The sequence below is a fragment of the Achromobacter ruhlandii genome, assembly GCF_002082135.1.
Taxonomy (GTDB): Bacteria; Pseudomonadota; Gammaproteobacteria; order Burkholderiales; family Burkholderiaceae_B; genus Achromobacter; species Achromobacter ruhlandii.
Window position 1 is genome coordinate 3403794 of the sequence record NZ_CP017433.1, and the last position, 21116, is coordinate 3424909.

The following is a 21116-nucleotide window of genomic DNA, read 5'->3' on the forward strand; positions in this document are numbered from 1 at the left end:
TCAGGCCGCAGCCTTCTTGCGCGACTTCGGCATGTCGATGAAGATCTCGCTGCCCTGCGGCTTGCGGCCGAACAGCGTGCCTTCCGAGACGCCGCCCGAGCAGCCGTTGCCGAAGGTGAAGCCGCAACTGCCCTTCTCGTTGAAGCTGTCCTCGACGATCTCCTTGTGGCTGCCGGGCACCACGAAGCGGTCCTCGTAGTCGGCAATCGCCATGATGCGGTACATGTCCTGCACGGTTTCTTCCGACAGGCCGACCTGCTCCAGCAGGGCCGTATCGCGCTCGCCATGCACGGTCTCGGCGCGCTTGTAGGCGCGCATCGCCAGCATCCGTTCGAGCGCCCGCAGCACGGGGGCTTCCTTGCCCGCCGTCAGCAGGTTGGCCAGGTAGCGCACCGGGATGCGCAGGCTGGCCACGTCCGGGATCATGGCGCTGGTGCCGAGCGTGCGCTGCGGCATCTTGCCGGCCTCGGCCGCGGTCTGGATCGGCGACAGCGGCGGGATGTACCAGACCATCGGCAGCGTGCGGTATTCCGGATGCAGCGGGAAGGCGACGCGCCATTGCACCGCCATCTTGTAGACCGGCGACTGGCGCGCGGCTTCCAGCCAGGATTCCGGGATGCCCTGCTCGCGCGCGGCGGCGATCACCTCGGGCGCATGCGGGTCCAGGAACAGGTCCAGCTGCGACTGGTACAGGTCCTGCTCGTTGCCGACGGCGGCGGCGCGCTCGATCTGGTCGGCGTCGTACAGCATGACGCCCAGGTAGCGGATGCGGCCGACGCAGGTCTCCGAACACACGGTCGGCTGGCCGGCCTCGATGCGCGGATAGCAGAAGGTGCACTTCTCGGCCTTGCCGCTGTGCCAGTTGTAGTAGATCTTCTTGTACGGGCAGCCCGAGATGCACATGCGCCAGCCGCGGCACTTGTCCTGGTCGACCAGCACGATGCCATCGTCCTCGCGCTTGTAGATCGAGCCCGACGGGCAGCTGGCGACACAGGCCGGGTTCAGGCAGTGTTCGCACAGGCGCGGCAGGTACATCATGAAGGTGTTCTCGAAGGTCGAGTACATCTCCTTCTGCACGCCCTCGAACAGGGCGTCGCGGCTGCGCGCGGCGAATTCGCCGCCCAGGTCGTCCTCCCAGTTCGGGCCCCAGACGATCTTGTCCATCTTCTTGCCGGTCAGCACCGACACCGGGCGCGCCGTCGGCGGCGTCTGCGACAGCGGCGCGTTCTTCAGGTGCTCGTAGTCGAAGGTGAACGGCTCGTAGTAGTCATCGATCTGCGGCAGGTTCGGGTTGGCGAACAGGTTGGCCAGGATGCGCAGCTTGCCGCCCTGGCGCGGTTCCAGCTTGCCCGCCGCCGTGCGGCGCCAGCCGCCCTGCCATTTCTCCTGGTTCTCCCATTCCTTGGGATAGCCGATGCCGGGCTTGGTCTCGACGTTGTTGAACCAGGCGTACTCGACGCCGTCGCGGCTGGTCCAGACGTTCTTGCAGGTGACCGAGCAAGTGTGGCAGCCGATGCACTTGTCCAGATTCAGCACCATGCCGATTTGGGCGCGTATCCTCATGATTGCTTCTCTTCCTGTTGCGTTTGGGCGGTGGGATCCTCGACCAGCGGGCCTTCCAGCCAGTCCACCTTCTTCATCTTGCGCAGCACCACGAACTCGTCGCGATTGGCGCCCACGGTGCCGTAATAGTTGAAGCCGTAGGCCTGCTGGGCGTAGCCGCCGATCATGTGGGTCGGCTTGAGCACGGTGCGCGTCACCGAGTTGTGGATGCCGCCGCGCTTGCCGCTGGTCTCCGCGCCCGGCACGTTCACGATCTTTTCCTGGGCGTGGTACATCAGGCACATGCCGACCGGCACGCGCTGGCTCACCACCACCCGCGCGGTCAGCGTGCCGTTGACGTTGAACACCTCGACCCAGTCGTTGTCGACCAGCCCGGCCTGCCTGGCCTCGGCCTCGGAGATCCACACGTGGGGACCGCCGCGGCTCAGCGTCAGCATGCGCAGGTTGTCGGAATAGGTGCTGTGGATGCCCCACTTCTGGTGCGGCGTCAGCCAGTTCAGCACCAGCTCCTTCTCGCCATTGGGATAGCGGCCCAGCATCGGCGCCACGGTCTTGGTGTCGATCGCCGGCTTGTAGACGCACGAGCCCTCGCCAAAGTCCAGCATCCAGCGGTGGTCCTGGTAGAACTGCTGGCGGCCGGTCAGGGTGCGCCATGGGATCAGCTCGTGCACGTTGGTGTAGCCGGCGTTGTAGCTGACCTCTTCGCTTTCCAGGCCCGACCAGGTCGGCGCCGAGATGATCTTGCGCGGCTGCGCCTGGATGTCGCGGAAGCGGATCTTGTCGTGCTCGCGGCCCAGCGCCAGGTGGGTGTGGTCGCGGCCGGTGATCTTGCCCAGCGCTTCCCAGGCCTTGACCGACACGTGGCCATTGGTCTCGGGCGCGAAGGTCAGGATCATTTCGGCGGCGTCGATGGCGCTGTCCAGCCTCGGCCGGCCCTGGCTCACGCCCGCTTCGGCCACGCGCTCGTTGATACCGGCCAGTTCGCCCACTTCGTGCTCGGTGTTCCAGTTGATGCCCTTGCCGCCGTTGCCCAGCTTGTCCAGCAGCGGACCGACCGAGGTGAACTTGCGGTAGATGTCGTTGTAGTCGCGCTCCACCACGGTCATGTTGGGCGCGGTCTTGCCCGGCACCAGGTCGCATTCGCCCAGCTTCCAGTCCTTGGGTTCGAAGGCCTGCCCCAGTTCCCCCGGGGTGTCGTGCATCAGCGGCGTCAGCACCAGGTCGCGGCGCTTGCCCAGGTAGGGGCCGCCGATCTCGCTGAACTTCCTGGCCAGCAGCTTGTAGATCTCCCAGTCGGTCTTGCTTTCCCAGAGCGGCTGCACGGCTTCGCTCAGCGGGTGGATGAAGGGGTGCATGTCGGACGTGTTGAGGTCGTCCTTCTCGTACCAGGTGGCCGTCGGCAGCACGATGTCGCCGTACAGGCAGGTGGTGCTCATGCGGAAGTCCAGCACCGTCAGCAGGTCGAGCTTGCCCTCGGCCGCGTCTTCCTGGTAGGTGACTTCGACCGGCTTGATGGCGTCGGCCTCGTCGCCGAACACCGCGTTCTGCGTGCCCAGCAGGTACTTCAGGAAGTACTCGTGGCCCTTGCCGCTGGAGCCCAGGATGTTGGAACGCCACACGAACATGTTGCGCGGGAAGTTGGCGGGATCGTCCGGGTCTTCGCAGGACATGCGCAGTTCGCCGGACTTGAGCTGCTCGACGGCGTGGGCCACCGGGTCCTTGCCGGCGGCTTCGGCCTGCGCGGTCAGGTCCAGCGGATTGGTGCGCAGCTGCGGCGCCGACGGCAGCCAGCCCATGCGCTCGGCGCGGGCGTTCAGGTCGATCATGCTGAGGTCGCCATAGCGGCCGCGGTCGGCGGTCGGGCCCAGCACTTCCTGCACGTTCAGCTTTTCATGGCGCCACTGGCTGGTATGGGCGTAGAAGAACGAGGTGCCGTTCATCTGGCGCGGCGGGCGCACCCAGTCGGAGGCGAACGCCAGCGGCGCCCAGCCGAACTGCGGGCGCAGCTTTTCCTGGCCCACATAATGGGCCCAGCCGCCGCCGCTCTTGCCGACGCAGCCGCACATCATCAGCATGTTGATGATGCCGCGGTAGATCATGTCCATGTGGTACCAGTGGTTCAGCCCGGCGCCGACGATGACCATCGACTTGCCTTCGGTATCGTGGGCGTTCTGGGCGAACTCGCGCGCCACCTGGATCACCTGCGCGCGCGGCACGCCGGTGTGCTTTTCCTGCCAGGCCGGGGTGTAGGGCACGTCGTCGTCATAGGACGCGGCCACGTTGCCGCCGCCCAGGCCGCGATCCAGGCCGTAGTTGGCCATCTGCAGGTCGTACACCGTGGCCGCCAGGGCCTCGCTGCCGTCGGCCAGGCGGATGCGGCGCACCGGCACGTTGCGCACCAGCACTTCGTCGTGCTCGGCGCCGAAGTACGGGAAGCCCACGCCGACCACGGCATCGGCGCCGTCCAGCAGGCTCAGGCGCGGCTCGATGGCGCGGCCGCTGCCGCCGTCGCGCGCTTCCAGGTTCCAGCGGCCGACCTTCTCGCCGCCGTTGACCGCGCCCTCGCCCCAGCGAAAGCCGATGCTGCCATTGGGCGCCACCAGGTCGCCGCTGGTGTCGTCGAACACCAGCGTCTTCCAGTCGGGGTTGTTCTGCTCGCCCAGCGCGCCGTCCAGCTGCGAGGCGCGCAGGAAGTGGTCGGGCGCATAAAAGCCGTCGCGCTCCTTGAGCAGCACCAGCATCGGCATGTCGGTGTAGCGGCGCACGTAGTCGCGGAAATAGGCCGAGGCGCCCGACAGGTGGAATTCCTTGAGGATGACGTGGCCCATGGCCATCGCCAGCGCGGCGTCGGTGCCCTGCTTGGGCGCCAGCCAGATGTCGCCGAACTTGACCATTTCGCCGAAGTCGCTGGACACCGCCACCGTCTTGGTGCCCTTGTAGCGGACCTCGGTGTAGAAGTGGGCGTCCGGCGTGCGGGTCTGGGGCACGTTCGAGCCCCACACCATCAGGTAGGTCGAGTTATACCAGTCGGCCGATTCCGGCACGTCGGTCTGCTCGCCCCAGATCTGCGGGCTGGCCGGCGGCAGGTCGCAATACCAGTCATAGAAGCTCAGGCAGGCGCCGCCCAGCAGGCTCAGGTAGCGGGCGCCGGCGGCGTAGCTGACCATCGACATGGCGGGAATCGGCGAAAAGCCGATCAGGCGGTCGGGGCCGAACTTCTTGATGGTGTAGGCGTTGGCGGCGGCGATCATCTCGGTGGCCGTGTCCCAGTCCGTGCGCACGAAGCCGCCCAGCCCGCGCACCGACTTGTAGCGCCTGGCGCGCGCCGGGTCCTGGCTGATCCATTCCCAGGCCGCGATCGGGTCCATGGTCTTGCGCGCCTCGCGCCACATTTCCATCAGGCGGCCGCGCATCATCGGGTACTTCACGCGCTGCGCCGAATAGACGTACCAGCTGTAGGACGCGCCACGGGGACAGCCGCGCGGCTCGTGGTTGGGCAGGTCCGGCCGCGTGCGCGGGTAGTCGGTCTGCTGGGTCTCCCAGGTGATCAGGCCGTTCTTGACGTACACCTTCCACGAGCACGAGCCGGTGCAGTTGACCCCGTGGGTCGAGCGCACCACCTTGTCGTGCTGCCAGCGGGCGCGATAGGCGTTTTCCCACTTGCGGTCTTCATTGACCACTGCCCCGTGACCGTCCGCGTAGGTGGATTTCACCCGCGACATGAACTTCAACCGGTCCAGAAAATGACTCATTGCGTTTCTCCAAGAGCGCCGGCCCCGCCGGCGCGTACTGCAATCCGTGCTGTCAAAATCACTTTAGTGGTCGCCCGCCGCGCCGACCATTCGCCGGTGGCACAGGGCGGGCGCGGCAGAGTGACTAGTCACCCCGGCCAGCCCCGCTCAGCAGGGCACCGGCGCATTGCGGCGCGCGTAGTACCACCAGGTGATCAGCACGCAGGTGGCGTAGAAGCCGATGAAGCAATACAGGGCCGCCTGGGCGCTGCCGGTCAGCTCCAGCGAGGTGCCGAAGCTGCGCGGGATGAAAAAGCCGCCATACGCGCCGATGGCTCCGGAAAAGCCCAGCACCGCGGCCGATTCGCGCGCCGCGTCGGTCAACGCCTGCTTCTGCGCGGCCGCGCCCTTGCCTTGCGCGGCCTGGGTGCGTTCGCGCAGGAAGATCACCGGGATCATGCGGAAGGTCGAGCCGTTGCCCACGCCGGTCAGCGCGAACAGCACGATGAACATGGCCAGGAAGCCGTTGAAGTCGCCGCCCTGCCCGTTCAGCGGCAGGAACATCACCACGCCCAGCACCGCGGCGATCATGCCGATGAAGGTGAATAGCGTGACGCGCGCCCCGCCCAGCTTGTCCGAGACCCAGCCACCCACGGGACGGGTCAGCGAGCCGACCAGCGGGCCCAGGAAGGCATAGGTGGTCGGGTCGACTTGCGGGAACAGCGTCTTGGTCAGCATGGCAAAGCCCGCCGAAAAGCCGATGAACGAGCCGAAGGTGCCCACGTACAGCCAGCACATCAGCCAGTTGTGCTTGCGCTTGAAGATCACCGCCTGGTCGGCGAACGAGGCGCGCGCGTCGGCGATGTCGTTCATGCCGAACCATGCCGCCAGCGAGGCCAGCGCGATGGGAATGACCCAGATGAAGCCGGCGTTCTGCAGCCACAGGCTGCGCTGGACACCGCCGGCGGTAATCGTCTGCGGCTCGCCGCCGAGGGTGCCGAACACGCCCATCGAGATCGCCACCGGCACCACGAACTGCACCAGCGACACGCCCAGGTTGCCGATGCCGGCGTTCAGGCCCGTGGCCAGGCCCTTCTTGTCCTTGGGAAAGAAGAAGCTGATGTTGGCCATGCTGGAGCTGAAGTTGCCGCCCCCCAGGCCGCACAGCAGCGCCAGGATCAGCAGCGTCGGGAACGAGGTGGTCGGGTCGCGCAGCGCGAAGCCCATGCCCAGCGCCGGGATCAGCAGCGAGGCGGTCGAGATCGCGGTCCACTTGCGGCCGCCGAACACCGGCACCAGGAACGAATAGAAGATGCGCAGCGTGGCGCCCGACAGCGCCGGCAGCGCGGTCAGCCAGAACAACTGGTTCTTGGACAGCATGAAGCCGGCGCGGTCGAGATTGACCACCACCACGCTCCACAGCATCCAGATGCTGAACGCCAGCATCAGCGCGGGAATGGAAATCCACAGGTTGCGGTTGGCGATGCGGGCGCCGGTCTGTTTCCAGAAGCCGGGGTTTTCCGGCTCCCAGCGCGCCAGGACATGGGAAGACATAGGTGTTCTCCGGTGAGGTCGGGATCAGGCGGCTTGGCGCCGCGCGGTGGCGGCGCTTTCGGGCCGGAAACTGAAATGCATGAAGATGAGCGAGACGCAGACCGTGCCGTACAGCAGCATGAAGGCGCTGGAGCGCACGCCGGTCAGGTCGAGCAGCACGCCGAACAGGATCGGCAGGATGAAGCCGCCCAGGCCGCCGGCCAGGCCGACGATGCCCGAGACCGCGCCGATGTTCTGGCCGAACTCATCCGAGATGAACTTGAAGACCGAGGCCTTGCCAATCGCCATGGCGATGCCGACGATGAACAGCAGGATGGTGAAGCTGGTCGGGCCCAGGGCGATGTCGAACTGGCGCGGGCCGCCGGTGGTCAGCACGGTGAAGTGCGTCTGCGGATAGCTCAGGATGAAGAACGCCACCCAGCACACCCACATCACCCACCAGGTGGTCTTGTAGGCGCCATAGCGGTCCGAGATCCAGCCGCCCATGGCGCGCAGCACGCCGCCCGGCAGCGAGAAGCACGCGGCCAGCAGCGCCGCCAGCTTCATGTCGAAACCGTATTCGCCGATGTAGTACTTGGTCATCCAGAGCGCCAGCGCCACGTAGCCGCCGAACACCACCGAGTAGTACTGGCAGTAGCGCCACACGCGCGGGTCCTTCAGCATCGCGAATTGCGCCTTCAGGCTGGCGCCGCCGGCCACCCGGTGCGACGGATCCGAGGCCGAGAACAGCCAGAACAGGATCGCCGTCACCAGCAGGGCCACCGCGTACACCTGCGGCACGATCACCCAGGCGCCGCCGGCGGCGGCGATGAGCGCCGGCGCCACGAACTTGGTGATGGCCGAGCCCGAATTGCCGGCGCCGAACACGCCCATGGCCAGGCCCTGCTTGTTGCGCGGAAACCAGCGCGCCACGTAGGGCGTGCCGACCGAGAACGAGCCGCCGGTCAGGCCCACGAACAGCGCCAGCACCAGGAACTGCCAATACTCGGTGGCGTAGGACAGCAGCCAGATCGGCACCACCGCCAGCAGCATCAGCACGAAGAACACCGGCCGGCCGCCGTAGCGGTCGGTCCAGATGCCCAGCGGCACGCGCACCAGGGAGCCGGTCAGCACCGGCATGGCGGCCAGCAGGCCGAATTCGGTCTCGGACAGACCGAGCTGCGTCTTGATGGGAATGCCCAGCACCGCGAAGATCATCCATACCGCGAAGCAGATGGTGAAGGCGAAGGTGCTGGATACCAGGACCCGCATGGGCGCGCTGGCCGAGGGGTGGGTTGATGCCATGGTGGTTCTCGCTTTTTTGCACACGGAATACGACAGCCCCAAGCCTAGGCATCCGCGCCTGCCGCCACCATTCGCCGGCCGACCATATCGGCGCCGCCGATGTGACTAGTCACCCCGGAAAAGCCGCCGCGTTTGCGCGGGATCAAATCCGCGCGATGGGCCGAAAGCCTCCTTCGGCGTTAATATGTATTTCAAATACACATTCAAAATCACTTCGCCGGCTACCCGTCAAAGGCCATCATGTCCACCCTGCTCACCCTGGAAGAACCCGCCGCCGACGGCGCCGCGCGGCCGAATTGGCGCGCCTTCACCGAAATGGGCTTTCGCCCGCTGTACCTGGCTGGCTGCGCCTGGGCGCTGCTGTCGGTGCTGCTATGGGTGTTCGCCCCGGCCCGGCTGGCCGGCGTGCTGACCGCCATGCCCTGGCACGCGCACGAGATGCTGTGGGGCTTCGTGGCCACCATCGCGGTCGGCTTCCTGCTGACGGCCGGCGCCAACTGGACCGGCCGCAACCCGCTGCGCGGCGCGCCGCTGGCGGCGCTGTGCGCGCTCTGGCTGGTAGCGCGCGGCGCCTACCTGGCGCCCGGCATGACGGCGTTCACCGTGGCCGCCGTGGCCGACCTGCTGTTCTTCCTGTGGGCCGCCATTGCCCTGGCGCGCGCCGTCTGGATCACGCGCAATCGCCGCAACTACGGCGTGCCATTGCTGCTGCTGGCGCTGGCCGCGGCCCACGCGCTGTATCTGCGCGCCGCGCTGGCCGGCGATTACGTGGCGCTGATGCGCTACTTCAACACCGGCCTTTTGGTGATGGCGGTGCTGACGCTGCTGATCGCGCGCCGCGTGCTGCCGTTCTTCGCCAAGCGGGCCGTCGCCGGCCTGGAAATTCCACCCCACACCCGCAGCGGCCATTGGCAGCTGGGCGCCGGCGTGCTGGCGATTGCCGGCCTGCTGGCCGGGGCGCCGCGTGCCGCCGCACTGCTGCTCGCGGTCACCGGCATCCTGGCGCTGGCGCAGTGGCTGGCCTGGAAGCCGTGGGCCGCGCGCCGCGTGCCGCTGCTTTGGGTCCTGTACGTGGGTTATCTGGGCCTGGGCCTCGGCCTGCTGGCGGGCGCGGCGCAACTGGCCGGCTACGTGGCGCGGCCGGCCTGGCCGGCGCACGTCATCGGCGTGGCCGGTTTCTCGGTGCTGATCATCGGCATGGCCACGCGCACGGCGATGGGCCACCTGGGCCGGCCGCTGCGCGCCGACCGCGGCATGGTGCTGAGCTATGCGCTGGTGATCCTGGCGGCGCTGCTGCGCCTGGCCGCCCTGGTGCCGACCGGCGCCGCGCTGGGCTTGCTGCATGCGTCGGCCAGCGCCTGGGCGCTGGGGTTCGGCCTGTACCTGTGGCGCTTCTGGCCGTGGATGATCCGTCCGCGCGCGGACGCCGCCGCCAAGCCGGCGGCGCCGATGATGAAGATCGTGCCCGCCGGGCCGCGCCGGGCGCCTTGAAGCGCGGGCGGCCGCCCCGTTTCTCAGCCGCGCGCTTCGCGCCGGCGGGTCGCTTCCAGCTGCTTCTTCATGGCCTTGAGCCAGGCCTTGAGCTGCTGCATGTCGACGAACTGCGACAGCTCGAACTCCAGCTCGCCGATGTAGTCCTGCACATCGGCGATTTCCGCGTCCAGGTCTTCCATCAGGTCGGCCGGGTCGATCGGCTGCTCCGGATCGAAGCGGTATTCGGCCTTGAAGTCGCGTTCGAACGCGGCCAGCTCGCGGTTCACGGCCACCAGTTGCTCCCGCAGCACGGGAATGGCCAGCGCCAGCTTGTCTTCGGCCACGCCGTCCAGCCCGTCCGGCCCCAGCGCCAGCAAGGCCTCGGCCTGCGCCAGCGCCTCGGGCGCGAACGTCGCGGCGGTGGCTGGCGCCTCTGCCTGGGCCTGCGCGGAGGCGGCCATCTCGGCCCTCTCGGCCGCTTCGGCCTCGCGTTCCTCGGCCACTTCGGCGTCGATGTCGGAATCGCTGTGCTTGCGGTAGACCGCCTTCAGGCGCTCGACGTCGCATTCGGCCGGCGTACCATCCAGCAGGATCGAGAACAGCGTTTCCTGCCCCAATTGCGCGGCGATCTCGGACACCAGCTGGCGTTCCGCCTTTGTCAGCTCCTTCTGCCTGGCGGCATGGTCGAAGCAGAACACCAGCCTGGCCTTGAGCTCGATCTCGGTGACCTCCAGCGGCGCCAGCACCTCGGCATGCTTGCCCTGGTACTCGCGCGCCACGGATTGCCACAGCTGCAACGCGGCGCGGTCGGTGCGCAGCGCGTCGATCAGCGCGGCGGCGGAGGTATTTTCTTGCATGAATGAAACCCTATGAGCGGCCCGGCGCACGCCGGGGCGGAAACTGGCTGGAAAACCGTATTATCCCCGTTCACAGCCCTTCGCCCCAGGCGCTGGCCAAGCCCCGCAGCGCCGCCGCCGGGTCGGCCGCCCTGGCCTGCTGGTCGCGCAGGCGGCAGATCTCCGGATCGCGCTCGAACAGGCCGCGCGCATGGACGCGGGCCAGCTCGGTCAAGCCGGCGGTCTTGGGCTGGCGGATCGCGGTGAAGGCGGCCAGCGCCGCCTCCAGGTCGCGCGGCCCGGCCGCCAGGCATTGGCCCAGGTGCCAGGCATCCTCCAGCGCCTGGCACGCGCCCTGGCCCGAGGTCGGCAACGGCGCGTGCGCGGCATCGCCCACCAGCAGCACATTGTCCCGGTGCCAGACCGCCGGCGTGTCCAGGTCATGCACGGCGATCAGGCGCACGGCGTCGGCGGGCGTCGCCTGGATGAGGCGCGCGACCGGTTCGGCCCAATCGGCGAAAAGGTCGGCAACCTCCGCGCGCGGATCCGCCCCCTCCCCGGCGGCGGACAGCGGCCGGACCTGGGCGCCCGCCCAATAGACCAGATCCCGCCGCACCGCGACGCAGCCGAAACGCTCGCCGACGCCCCAATAGTCCTGGATGGCGATGTCATCGGCCAGGCCTGGCGCCGACGCGACGCCGATCCAGTTCACGAACCCTTGGTAGACCGGTTTGTTGTCACCCGTGACGAAGCGGCGCGCCACCGATTCCATGCGGCCATCCGCGCCGATGAGCAGGTCCGGCCGGATGGCGGCGCCATTGCCAAACCACGCCGTGGCGCGGCCATCGTCGCCCGGCTCGATCGCCACCGCGCGATGGCCGTACTCGACCGTGATGCCGGCGCGCGCCGTGTGCGCCAGCAGCACGGCCAGCAGGTCGCGGCGCAGGATCGCATGGGTCGGATAACCCATCAGGCGATCCAGCGCGGTGATGTCGAGTCCCCCCAGGGCATTGCCCGCGGGGTCGTAACGGCGCATCGCCACCGGCTTTCCCCCCAACGCCGCGATGTCCGGCAGCAGGCCGAGCCGGTCGAGCACGAACCCCGCATTGGGCCAAAGCGTCACGCCGGCCCCCATCGTGGCCGGCGCGGCGCCGCGTTCGTAGACCCGCGGCCTGTGCCCCGACCGGTGCAGGGCGAGCGCCACGCTCAGGCCGGCGATCCCGCCGCCCAGTATTCCGATATCCATGCTGAATCCTTGCTTCAAATTCCGCGTGCCGGCCCGACGCCGCACACAGGATCCGCATCGTAGATTCCGCCGGATGCGAGAACTAGTATGGAAAAATGGGTTCCTTTCATATCGCAAACGGGATAATCATGGGTCAGGCCCTGGATCTGAACAGCGTTCGCGTCTACGCGGCGGTGGTGGATGAACAGAGTTTCGCGGGCGCGGCGCGGCGCCTGGCCATGCCCTCATCGAACGTCAGCCGCCATGTCGCGGGACTAGAGCGGCGGCTGGGCGTGCGGCTGCTGGAACGCAGCACCCGCCATCTGCGCATGACCGAAGCCGGCCAACTGCTGTACCAGCGGGCCAAGCCGTTGCTGGACAGCCTGGCCGCCACGGAAGAGGAACTGGGCGCGGCCAGGCAGGAACTGCGCGGGCCGCTGCACCTGTGCATGCCGGGCGAAGCGCCACGGCTGCTGGCGCCGATCCTGGCGGAGTTCTGCGATCGTCACCCCGGCATCGACCTGGCCTGCGACACCCGCCTCGATGGCGTCGACGCGTTGCGCGAGGATGTCGATCTGTCGATCGTGTTCCATCGCGGCCGCCAGGACGACAGCAGCCTCATCACGCGCGAACTGGCGATATTGCCCAGCATCGTGGTTGCCTCGCCCGCGCTGCTGAGCCGCGTCGGCGTGCCGCGCCAGGCGCGCCAGCTCAAGGCGCTGCCCTGCATCACCACCCTGAGCGCGCTCAAGGGCATGCCCTGGCAATTCGTGGACGCGGCCGGAGACATCGTCAAGGTGCCGGTGCGCAGCCGCTACCGCGTCAACAGCGGCGAACTGGCGCTGATGGGCGCGCGCCAGGGCATCGGCTTCGCGATCCTGGCGGCCGCCTCATGCCAGGAGGACCTTGCCGCCGGCCGCCTGTGCGAAGTGCCGCTGGACCTGCAACCGGCGCCCCTGCAGTTGCTCGGGGTCTACAGCCACCGCCACTCGGTCAGCGCGCGGGCCCGGGCGCTGCTTGAATTGATCCAGACGCGGCTGGCCGAGGCCGGCCTGGGCGCGCCCGCGGCTGGCGCTAGCCGCCCTTCGCGCTCGGCCAGGAACGGCGCGAGGGCCTGACGCCGGAACAGGCCATCCATCGCGCCGCCATGCTGCGCCTGCGGCCCATCGTCATGACCCACCCGGCCGGCCTGCTGGGCGCGCGCTGCCGCTGGTGCTGGGCATGGGCGAAGGCTCGGAACCGCGCCGGCCGCTGGGGGTGACCATCGTCGGCGGGCTGATGATCAGCCAGTTCCTGACGCGGTACACCACGCCGATCGTGGACCTGGCGCTGGAGCGGCTGCGGCTGAAGGTGGCCGGGTGGCGCGCGCGCCGCGCCTGATCCGCCCGTCCACACCGCGCCCGACGCCTCAGCCCGCGCCCCGTTCCACTTCCGGGGCCCGCGGCGCCACGCTCAGGCGTTCGGCCAGCAGCGCCAGGAAGGCCCGCGCCAGCGGCGGCAGGTGGGCGCCGCGCAAGGTCACGACCTGGATGCTGCGCTGGCGCATTTCGGGATTGCTGAACGGCACCGCCACCAGGCCGGCGCTGTCGAGCAGGCCGATCACCGTCAGGTAGCCGGTCAACGCCACGATCTGGCTGCCCGGCAGCATCGGCAGGAAGGCCGCCGAATGGTTGGACACATAGGCCGGCTCGATGTGCACGCCGGCATTGGCGCAGGCCGTGTCGAACAGGTCGCGCACCGTGGTGCCCGGATCGCCCAGCGACAGCGGCGCCTGCGCCAGATCGCGCACGCCGACGCTGCGGCGCGCGGCCAGCGGATGATGCCGGCACATGATGGCGTAGACCGGCGCGCGGCACAGCAGCTCGGTCTTGAGACGCTCGTCGGGCGCCACCGTGTAGCGCAGCGCCAGCTGCGACAGGCCCTCCAGGATCAGCCGGTTGACCTCCTCCGGCCGCTCCACCAGCAGATGGAAGCGCGCCTCGGGATGCTGGCGCTTGAAATCGGCCATGCACTGCGGCAGGAAGCGGTGCGCGAAGCCCTCGGTACAGGCCAGCCGCACGGTCACGTCGCCCAGCGCGCTGCGCTGGCGGATGCCGGTGGCGATGCGCTCGGCCTCCAGCGCGGCGGCGCTGGCGTAGGCCGCCAGCTGGCGCCCGGCCTCGCTCAGCGCCATGCCGCGCGCCTGGCGCTCGAACAGCGCGACGCCCAGCTCGTCCTCCAGCTTGGCGATCTGGCGGCTGACGGCCGAGGCCGCCACGTGCTGCGCGGCGGCCGCGCCGGCGATCGAGCCGCAGCGCGCCACCTCCAGGAAATACCTCAAACCCAGCGAAATCACGACACGCTCCCCAGGTCATTCCGACCGTCTCGCAATGGTCACGCCAACCATTGCCAAAATGGCAATGATCAAATGCGAATTATCTAATTGTGGCATGTGAACAAGCGTAATAACTTTGTGCCTTCTTCGCCTCCGAGACCGCTGTGATCCGCGAACAAGCCATTCTTCACGCCACCAACGCCTACGACGACGGCACCCTGCAGGCCGAGCTGGCCCGCCGCGTGGCCTACCCGACCGAGAGCGAGGAGCCGGGCCAGGCGCCCAGCCAGCACGCCTATCTGAACGACGAACTGGCGCCGCAGCTGCGGGCGCTGGGTTTCACCTGTCAGGTGCATCCGAACCCGGCGGGCGTGGACCTGCCGATCCTGGTGGCGCGGCGCATCGAGGACGCCGCGCTGCCGACGGTGCTGCTGTACGGCCACGGCGACGTGGTGCGCGGCAACGCGGCCAAATGGGACGCCGGCCGCGATCCCTGGCGCCTGCGGATCGAGGGCGACCGCTGGTACGGCCGCGGCACCGCCGACAACAAGGGCCAGCACACCATCAACCTGGCGGCGCTGCGCGAAGTCCTGCGGGCGCGCGACGGCAGGCTGGGATTCAACGCCACCTGGCTGATCGAGACCGGCGAGGAAGCCGGCTCGCCGGGCCTGGCGGCGTTCTGCGAGGCGCAGCGCGAGACTCTCGCCGCCGACGTCTTCATCGCCAGCGACGGCCCGCGCCTGGCGGCCGCCCGCCCCACCCTGTTCATGGGCTCGCGCGGCGCGGTCAACTTCGAACTGTCGCTGCGCGCCCGCGAGCGCGGCTATCACTCGGGCAACTGGGGCGGCCTGCTGGCCAACCCCGCCATCATCCTGTCGCACGCCATCGCCACGCTGGTGGACGCGCGCGGCCGCATCCAGGTGCCGGGCCTGCGCCCGCCCCCCATCCCGGCCGCGGTGGCCGCGGCGCTGGCCGACCTGGAGGTCGGCGGCGGTCCCGACGATCCCGCGATCGACAGCGACTGGGGCGAACCGGGGCTGTCGCCCGCGGAGCAGGTGTTCGGCTGGAACAGCCTGGACGTGCTGACCTTCGGCGCCGGCGATCCGGCCAAGCCGGTCAACGCCATTCCGCCGGCCGCCTCGGCCTGGTGCCAGTTGCGCTTCGTGGTCGGCACCGACTGGAAGGCGCTGGAACGCCACGTGCGCGCCCACCTCGATGAGGCCGGCTTCGGCGACGTGCAGGTGCGCGTCGGCATGCAGGCCGGCGCCACCCGGCTGTCGCCCGACAACCCGTGGGCGCGCTGGGCCGCCGCCTCGATCGAGCGCAGCACGGGCCTGCGGCCGGCGCTGCTGCCCAACCTGGGCGGCTCGCTGCCCAACGACATCTTCGCCGACCTGCTCGGCCTGCCCACGCTGTGGGTGCCGCATTCCTACCCCGCCTGCGCCCAGCACGCCCCCAACGAACATCTGCTGGGCAGCGTGGCGCGTGAAGGCCTGGCCATCATGGCCGGCCTGTTCTGGGACCTGGGCGACCAGGGCGCCGCGCTGCGCCAGGCCGCCCGCAACCCCGTTACCATTGCCCAACCCTGACCGGACCCGACCATGATCGCCAGAATCCGCGCCGCCGCGCTGGCCTGCCTTTCGGCCCTTGCCCTCCAAGCCGCCGTGGGCGCGCCCGCCGCCCACGCCGCCTATCCCGAACAGGCCATCAAGCTGGTGGTGCCGTTCACGCCCGGCGGCGCCACCGACGCCGTGGCCCGCCTGCTGGCCAACCGGCTGTCGGGCAAGCTGGGCCAGGCCGTGATCGTCGAGAACCGGCCCGGCGCCTCGACCGTCATCGGCGCCAACGCCGTGGCGCAGGCGCAGCCCGACGGTTACACGCTGATGCTGTCGGGCAGCACCACCTACACCGTGCTGCCGGCGCTCAAGCGCGACCTGCCCTACGATCCGCGCCGCAGCTTCGAGCACATCGCCATCGTGGCGCTGGCGCCGGTGGTGCTGCTGGCGCAGAACAGCGTGCCGGCAAAGACCGCGCAACAGGCCGCCGAGCTGGCGCGCGACAAGACCGCCAGCGGCGGCCTGATGTATGGCACCTTCGGCCCGGGATCGGCGCCGCACCTGGTGGGCGAAATGTTCGCCGAGGCCGCCGGCGCCAAAATGGCGCCGGTGCCCTACAAGGGCAGCGCGCAGTTCATCACTGCCCTGATCGGCGGCGAGATCGCGCTGGGCGTGGACACGGTGTCGTCGGCCGCGCCGCAGGTCAAGGCCGGCAAGGTGCGCGCGCTGGCCGTCACCGGCGAACACCGCGTGCCGCAACTGCCGGACGTGCCGACCTTCATCGAAAGCGGCCTGCCCGGCGTGTCGATGGTGGGCTGGTACGGCCTGGTGGCGCCGGCCCGCACGCCGCAGCCCGTGCTGGACACGCTGAACCGCGCGGTGGCCGAGATCATGGCCGATCCGCAGGTGCAGCGCGCCGTCACCGATCTGGCGCTGGAACCGGTCTATCTGGACGGCGCGGCCTTCACGGCGCGCATGCGGCAAGAGTTGCAGACCTTCGGCGAAGTGGGCCGGCGCGCCAACATCAAACTGGATTGAGGCCGGCGGGCGCCCTGCGTTGCGCCGCGGGGCCAGCGCGTAGGGATTCCGTCCTACTCTGGCCCCATTTCGATTAGAATCAGAACCATTCTCAATAAAGGACGCCGGTCCGCGGCCGCGTCGAAAAATAACGAGGCGCGTTCTGAAACCCACTTTCCGTCTGTCCATGGCCTGGCTCCACACCTGGGTCGGCCTGTGGTTTTCCTGGCTGCTGTTCGCCGTCTTCCTGACCGGCACCCTGGCGGTATTCGCCGAACCCATCACCCATTGGATGACGCCCGAGCACCACGCGGCCGAGGCCGAAGCGGCGGCGCGCGAGCCCGTCAAGGTGGACCGCGCGCGCCGGCTCGACCTGGCCGTGCGGTACATGGCACAGCATCACCCCGGCGCCGGCATGTGGGAGATCTGGCCGGTGGACCGCTTTCACGACAACGGCCTGGTGGCGTACTGGTTGGACCATAACGGCGAATACGCCGACGCCGAACTCGATCCCGAGACCGGCCAGGAACTGCCAGGGCAAGCGCCCCACGCGGCCGGCCGCGCCACGCTTGGCGGCAGTCACTTCGTCGACTTCCACTACAACCTGCATGCCCAGCCGCTGGGCGTCTGGATCGTGGCCTTCGCGGCCATGGCGATGCTGGTGGCGATGGTCTCGGGCGTGGTGACGCACAAGCGCATCTTCAAGGACTTCTTCACCTTCCGCGCGAAAAAAGGCCAGCGCTCGTGGCTGGACGCGCACAACGCCACGGCGGTGCTGACGCTGCCGTTCCAGTTCATGATCGCCTACACCGGCATCGTGATCTCGGCGCTGACGCTGATGCCCGCGCCGATCACGGCGGCCTATGGCGGCGGCGCCGAGGCCGCGCGCCAGTACCTGGCCGAACTCTCCCGCGAAGACCGGCCGACGCCGACCGGCGCCGCGCTGGCGGTGCCGCCGCTGGAACCGCTGGTGGCCCGCGCCGAACAACTGATCGGGCAGACCGCCCGCGCCGTCGTCATCAACAACCCCGAAGACGGCTCGATGCGGATCGCGGTCTATGGCTGGAACGAAGCCGCCGACCAGCAGGTCCTCATCAGCACCACCACCGGCATGGCCGAATTCTCCGCCGCCAGCGGCGAACTGCTGCGCCTGCGCGCGCCCGGCGGCGTTGAAGGCGGCGCCGCGCCGCTCACGCGCCAGGTGATGGCCGACCTGCACATGGTCAAGTTCGGCGGCCTGGCCATGAAATGGCTGTATTTCCTGTGCGGCCTGGCCGGCGCCGCGATGATGGGCACGGGCGCGGTGCTGTTCATGGTCAAGCGCCGCAACAAGATGGGCAACGAGTTCGGCGCCGCCACCGCGCGCGTCTACCGCCTGATCGAAGGCCTGAACGTGGTCGCGCTGGCCGGCCTGGCGATCGCCTGCGTCGCCTACCTGTGGGCCAACCGCCTGCTGCCGGTGGCGCTGCCGCAGCGCGCCGGCTGGGAGCTGCGCGCTTTCTTCATCGTCTGGGCGCTGACGCTGGCCCACGCCTGGCTGTGCGCGCCCCGGCGCGCGTGGATCGGGCAATTGGCCGCGCTGTCGGCGCTGTGCCTGCTGCTGCCGCTGCTGTCGCTGGCGACGATCGGCGACCATCCGCTGGCGCAGATCGCGCGCGGCGACTGGGAAAGCGCCGGCGTCGAACTGACGGCCGTCGCCACCGGCCTGGCGGCCGGCTGGGCCGCGCTACGATTGCGCAAGAAACCGTTGTCGGCGCCGCCGCCGCGCAACGCCCGCCCGCCCCAGGAAGCCACGGCATGAATCTGAACGACGCATACGGCATCGCCATGGCGCTGCTGCTGACCTATTCCGGCATGGCCTGCCTGAGCCTGGCGATGCCGCGCCACTATGACCAGGTCTGGGGCCGCGATCCGTCCGCCGGCCATTCGCGCGTGCTGCGCGCCGCCGGCATCCTGCTGTTGCTGCTGGCGCTGCTGCCGTGCGTCGGCCTGTGGGGCAACACCGTGGGCGTGGTGGCCTGGCTCGGCTGGCTGTCGGCCGGCGCCCTGCTGTGGGTCGGCATGCTGTCGTGGTCGCCGCGCCCGGCGATGCGCACCGCCGCGCTGGCGGTGGTCATCTCGATCGCCGGGGTCGGCTTCGGCTTCTAGGGCCGCATTGCGCCCGCCCCGGCCCGTCCGGGGCCGTTTGACCGGCATCAAGCCGGCCTGACAAACGCCTCGGCGACCCGGTCTTTGACACCATAGGTGGTGGTAGAGTTTTTCCACCCCACAACATATGGTGTCAGCGATGCAACTCCAACACATCCTCAAGCGCGACGGCCGGGTCGTCGCATTCGACCGCGCCAAGATCGCGGCGGCCATCGCCGCCGCCGGCCGCGGCACCGGAGAACTGGACGCCGACGTGGCCCAGGCGCTGACCGGCGCGGTGATCGAGGCGCTGGCCGCCGAGGGCAACGTCTGCCCCGGCGTGGAGACCATCCAGAACCAGGTCGAGGAAACGCTGGTCAAGGCCGGCTACTGGCGCACCGCCCGCGCCTACATCGTCTACCGCGAACAGCACGCCCGCCTGCGCGCGCTGCGCCACACCCTGGTGGACGTGGAAAGCGCCATGGAGGAATACCTGGAACAGCGCGACTGGCGCGTCAACGCCAACGCCAACCAGGGCTACAGCCTGGGCGGGCTGATCCTGAACGTCGCCGGCAAGGTCACCGCCAACTACTGGCTGTCCAACGTCTTCACGCCCGAGGCCGGCCAGGCCCACCGCGACGGCGACATCCACATCCACGACCTGGACATGCTCAGCGGCTATTGCGCCGGCTGGTCGCTGCGCCAGCTGCTGACCGAGGGCTTCAACGGCATCCCCGGCAAGATCGAGGCCACGCCGCCGCGCCACATGTCGGCGGCCATCGGCCAGATCGTCAACTTCCTGGGCACGCTGCAGAACGAATGGGCCGGCGCGCAGGCCTTCAGCTCGTTCGACACCTACATGGCGCCCTTCATCCGCCGCGACGCGATGACCTACGCCGAGGTCAAGCAAAGCATGCAGGAGCTGATCTACAACCTGAACGTGCCGAGCCGCTGGGGCACGCAGACGCCGTTCACCAACCTGACCTTCGACTGGACCTGCCCGGCCGACCTGAAGGAGCAGATCCCCTACGTCGGCGGCGAGGAAATGCCGTTCGCCTATGGCGACCTGCAGGCCGAAATGGACATGATCAACCGCGCCTACATCGAGGTGATGATGGCCGGCGACGCCAAGGGGCGCGTGTTCACGTTCCCGATTCCCACCTACAACATCACGCCCGACTTCGACTGGGACCATCCCAACACCGAGCGCCTGTTCGAGATGACCGCGCGCTACGGCCTGCCGTACTTCCAGAACTTCCTCAATTCCGATCTGGAGCCGCACATGGTGCGCTCCATGTGCTGCCGCCTGCAACTGGACCTGCGCGAGCTGCTCAAGCGCGGCAACGGCCTGTTCGGCTCGGCCGAGCAGACCGGGTCGGTGGGCGTGGTGACGATCAATTGCGCCCGCCTGGGCCATACCTGCCGCGGCGACGAGGCGGCGCTGATGGCGCGCCTGGACCACCTGCTGGGCCTCGGGCGCGACGTGCTGGAAACCAAGCGCAAGGTGGTGCAGCGCTACATCGACCAGGGGCTGTACCCGTACACGCGGCGCTACCTCGGCACGCTGCGCAACCACTTCAGCACGCTGGGCGTGAACGGCATCAACGAGATGATCCGCAACTTCAGCGACGACGCCGACGACGTCACCACGCCGGCCGGCCACGCGCTGGCGGTGCGGCTGCTGGACCGGGTGCGGGCGCGCATGACCGAGTTCCAGGAAGAGACCGGCCATCTATACAACCTGGAGGCCACGCCGGCCGAAGGCACCACTTACCGCTTCGCTCGCGAGGACCGCAAGCGCTATCCCGGCATCCTGCAGGCGGGCACCGAGGCGCAGCCCTACTACACCAACTCCAGCCAGTTGCCGGTGGGCCACACCGACGATCCGTTCGAGGCGCTGGCCTTGCAGGAAGCGCTGCAGGGCAAGTACACCGGCGGCACCGTGCTGCACCTGTACATGAACGAGGCCGTGTCGTCGGCCAGCGCCTGCAAGGCGCTGGTGCGGCGCGCGCTGTCGAACTTCCGCCTGCCCTACATCACCGTCACGCCGACGTTCTCGATCTGCCCGAACCACGGCTATCTGGCCGGGCACCACGAGTTCTGCCCCAAGTGCGACGCCGAACTGCTGGCCAAGCAGGCGTCTTGCTGCGCGCCGGCCTGACATCGCCGGTCACCGCGTTTTTTCCCCGGGCGATCCCCGCCCGGCCTTTCCCCCAGGAGCCATCATGCAAACCGTGATCACCCCGCAAGCCATCGCCCCGCAGGCCGCGCATCTGGACGACAGCCAGCGCGTGCGCTGCGAAGTCTGGACCCGCGTCATGGGCTATCACCGCCCCGTGTCTTCCTTCAACACCGGCAAACAAGGCGAATTCAATGAACGCCGCTTCTTCGTCGAACAACGTGCCTGAAGCGGCCGGCGGCCGCAAGGCCGCCCCC

General features: G+C 69.0%; 15 protein-coding genes and 1 pseudogene. 9 read left to right on the top strand and 7 right to left on the bottom strand.

What is annotated here, in order from left to right; translation table 11 throughout:
* The 4 genes from narH to AruCF_RS15325 form a co-directional block, all read right to left on the bottom strand.
* Positions 1 to 1563 (bottom strand): nitrate reductase subunit beta, encoded by a 1563-nt coding sequence (narH, locus tag AruCF_RS15310; protein ID WP_049074037.1) that lies wholly within the window; start codon positions 1561 to 1563, stop codon positions 1 to 3.
* A complete protein-coding gene (locus AruCF_RS15315; RefSeq protein ID WP_049074039.1) occupies positions 1560 to 5315 on the bottom strand; it encodes a nitrate reductase subunit alpha in 3756 nt (1251 codons plus the stop codon). Before AruCF_RS15315 ends, narH begins: the two co-directional genes overlap by 4 nt.
* Positions 5316 to 5462: 147 nt before the next feature.
* Positions 5463 to 6848 carry a NarK family nitrate/nitrite MFS transporter gene (locus tag AruCF_RS15320; protein WP_049074041.1) on the bottom strand — a complete coding sequence of 462 codons (1386 nt, stop codon included), beginning with the start codon at positions 6846 to 6848 and terminating at the stop codon, positions 5463 to 5465.
* 24 nt (positions 6849 to 6872) lie between these two features.
* Complete coding sequence (locus AruCF_RS15325; protein WP_049074042.1) at positions 6873 to 8132, bottom strand: MFS transporter; 1260 nt, start codon at positions 8130 to 8132, stop codon at positions 6873 to 6875.
* Between the two features lie 240 nt (positions 8133 to 8372).
* Here AruCF_RS15325 and AruCF_RS15330 point away from each other — a divergent pair, with 240 nt between their 5' ends.
* The gene (locus tag AruCF_RS15330) at positions 8373 to 9623 is read left to right on the top strand and encodes an NnrS family protein (RefSeq protein ID WP_049074044.1); all 1251 of its coding nucleotides are present in this window, start codon (positions 8373 to 8375) and stop codon (positions 9621 to 9623) included.
* A 23-nt stretch (positions 9624 to 9646) separates the two neighbouring features.
* On the opposite strand, the gene AruCF_RS15335 is transcribed toward AruCF_RS15330, so the two are convergent.
* Complete coding sequence (locus AruCF_RS15335; protein WP_049074046.1) at positions 9647 to 10462, bottom strand: hypothetical protein; 816 nt, start codon at positions 10460 to 10462, stop codon at positions 9647 to 9649.
* Positions 10463 to 10532: 70 nt separating this feature from the next.
* Complete coding sequence (locus AruCF_RS15340; RefSeq protein ID WP_049074049.1) at positions 10533 to 11687, bottom strand: FAD-dependent oxidoreductase; 1155 nt, start codon at positions 11685 to 11687, stop codon at positions 10533 to 10535.
* A gap of 128 nt (positions 11688 to 11815) precedes the next feature.
* Between AruCF_RS15340 and AruCF_RS15345 the strand changes: the two genes are divergently transcribed.
* Entirely contained in the window at positions 11816 to 12784 is a 969-nt protein-coding gene (locus tag AruCF_RS15345; protein WP_049074051.1) for a LysR family transcriptional regulator, read from the top strand.
* Positions 12751 to 13046 (top strand): annotated as a pseudogene (locus AruCF_RS15350) (efflux RND transporter permease subunit); the annotation flags it as partial. The gene AruCF_RS15345 and the pseudogene AruCF_RS15350, both read left to right, overlap by 34 nt.
* 28 nt (positions 13047 to 13074) lie before the next feature.
* On the opposite strand, the gene AruCF_RS15355 reads toward AruCF_RS15350, so the two are convergent.
* Positions 13075 to 14001 (bottom strand): LysR family transcriptional regulator, encoded by a 927-nt coding sequence (locus AruCF_RS15355; RefSeq protein ID WP_049074054.1) that lies wholly within the window; start codon positions 13999 to 14001, stop codon positions 13075 to 13077.
* Positions 14002 to 14144: 143 nt separating this feature from the next.
* Here AruCF_RS15355 and AruCF_RS15360 point away from each other — a divergent pair, with 143 nt between their 5' ends.
* The 6 genes from AruCF_RS15360 (at position 14145) to nrdD (ending at position 21088) form a co-directional block, all read left to right on the top strand.
* Positions 14145 to 15569 carry a M20 family metallopeptidase gene (locus AruCF_RS15360; protein WP_049074055.1) on the top strand — a complete coding sequence of 475 codons (1425 nt, stop codon included), beginning with the start codon at positions 14145 to 14147 and terminating at the stop codon, positions 15567 to 15569.
* 12 nt (positions 15570 to 15581) lie between these two features.
* Positions 15582 to 16574 carry a Bug family tripartite tricarboxylate transporter substrate binding protein gene (locus AruCF_RS15365; RefSeq protein ID WP_083036798.1) on the top strand — a complete coding sequence of 331 codons (993 nt, stop codon included), beginning with the start codon at positions 15582 to 15584 and terminating at the stop codon, positions 16572 to 16574.
* A gap of 166 nt (positions 16575 to 16740) precedes the next feature.
* On the top strand, positions 16741 to 18354 hold the full coding sequence (locus AruCF_RS15370) for a PepSY-associated TM helix domain-containing protein (protein ID WP_080977439.1): 1614 nt from the start codon (positions 16741 to 16743) through the stop codon (positions 18352 to 18354).
* Positions 18351 to 18701, top strand: coding sequence for a DUF3325 domain-containing protein (locus AruCF_RS15375; protein ID WP_049074062.1), 351 nt, complete (start codon positions 18351 to 18353; stop codon positions 18699 to 18701). The genes AruCF_RS15370 and AruCF_RS15375 overlap by 4 nt, the downstream gene beginning before the upstream one ends.
* 139 nt (positions 18702 to 18840) lie before the next feature.
* Positions 18841 to 20841, top strand: a complete 2001-nt coding sequence (locus AruCF_RS15380) for a ribonucleoside triphosphate reductase (protein ID WP_049074064.1) — start codon at positions 18841 to 18843, stop codon at positions 20839 to 20841.
* Positions 20842 to 20905: 64 nt separating this feature from the next.
* The gene (gene nrdD / locus AruCF_RS15385) at positions 20906 to 21088 is read left to right on the top strand and encodes an anaerobic ribonucleoside-triphosphate reductase (RefSeq protein ID WP_049074065.1); all 183 of its coding nucleotides are present in this window, start codon (positions 20906 to 20908) and stop codon (positions 21086 to 21088) included.
* Positions 21089 to 21116 lie beyond the last annotated feature (28 nt).

What these genes read in the sequence shown, in the direction of transcription:
- AruCF_RS15330 (WP_049074044.1), top strand. Translation starts at nt 8,373, where the DNA reads ATGTCCACCCTGCTCACCCTGGAAGAACCCGCCGCCGACGGCGCCGCG.
- AruCF_RS15340 (WP_049074049.1), bottom strand. Translation starts at nt 11,687, where the DNA reads ATGGATATCGGAATACTGGGCGGCGGGATCGCCGGCCTGAGCGTGGCG.
- nrdD (WP_049074065.1), top strand. Translation starts at nt 20,906, where the DNA reads ATGCAAACCGTGATCACCCCGCAAGCCATCGCCCCGCAGGCCGCGCAT.
- AruCF_RS15335 (WP_049074046.1), bottom strand. Translation starts at nt 10,462, where the DNA reads ATGCAAGAAAATACCTCCGCCGCCGCGCTGATCGACGCGCTGCGCACC.
- AruCF_RS15380 (WP_049074064.1), top strand. Translation starts at nt 18,841, where the DNA reads ATGCAACTCCAACACATCCTCAAGCGCGACGGCCGGGTCGTCGCATTC.
- AruCF_RS15315 (WP_049074039.1), bottom strand. Translation starts at nt 5,315, where the DNA reads ATGAGTCATTTTCTGGACCGGTTGAAGTTCATGTCGCGGGTGAAATCC.
- AruCF_RS15365 (WP_083036798.1), top strand. Translation starts at nt 15,582, where the DNA reads ATGATCGCCAGAATCCGCGCCGCCGCGCTGGCCTGCCTTTCGGCCCTT.
- AruCF_RS15370 (WP_080977439.1), top strand. Translation starts at nt 16,741, where the DNA reads ATGGCCTGGCTCCACACCTGGGTCGGCCTGTGGTTTTCCTGGCTGCTG.
- AruCF_RS15375 (WP_049074062.1), top strand. Translation starts at nt 18,351, where the DNA reads ATGAATCTGAACGACGCATACGGCATCGCCATGGCGCTGCTGCTGACC.
- AruCF_RS15345 (WP_049074051.1), top strand. Translation starts at nt 11,816, where the DNA reads ATGGGTCAGGCCCTGGATCTGAACAGCGTTCGCGTCTACGCGGCGGTG.
- AruCF_RS15325 (WP_049074042.1), bottom strand. Translation starts at nt 8,132, where the DNA reads ATGGCATCAACCCACCCCTCGGCCAGCGCGCCCATGCGGGTCCTGGTA.
- narH (WP_049074037.1), bottom strand. Translation starts at nt 1,563, where the DNA reads ATGAGGATACGCGCCCAAATCGGCATGGTGCTGAATCTGGACAAGTGC.
- AruCF_RS15320 (WP_049074041.1), bottom strand. Translation starts at nt 6,848, where the DNA reads ATGTCTTCCCATGTCCTGGCGCGCTGGGAGCCGGAAAACCCCGGCTTC.